The organism is Allobosea sp. ASV33, from assembly GCF_016428755.1.
Taxonomy (GTDB): domain Bacteria; phylum Pseudomonadota; class Alphaproteobacteria; order Rhizobiales; family Beijerinckiaceae; genus Allobosea.
Genome location: NZ_JAELTI010000301.1, coordinates 1 through 314 on the forward strand (window position 1 = coordinate 1; position 314 = coordinate 314).

A 314-nucleotide genomic window follows, 5' to 3' on the forward strand; every position below is an offset into this window, starting at 1 on the left:
GCTGGCCAGCCGCGCCTTGGCCAGCACGACATAATCGGCCGAGACGCGGGCGGCGTTGCGCAGCGCCGCCTCGCCATTCTCCCGGAACAGGAAGCGCTCGGTGCGCAGGCGATGGTCGTCCTTGCTCCTGTCTCTTATACACATCTGACGCTGCCGACGATTAACCTTCGGTGTAGATCTCGGTGGGCGCCGGAGCATTAAAAAGGGGGGGGGGGGGGGGGGGGGGGGGGGGGGGGGGGGGGGGGGGGGGGGGGGGGGGGGGGGGGGGGGGGGGGGGGGGGGGGGGGGGGGGGGGGGGGGGGGGGGGGGGGGGG

The 314-nt window shown here is 76.1% G+C and carries 1 protein-coding gene; it reads right to left on the bottom strand.

Annotated elements, in window-relative coordinates:
* Positions 1-314 (bottom strand): hypothetical protein (locus JHD80_RS27710; protein ID WP_199093836.1); only part of this gene is annotated, 314 nt, incomplete at both ends.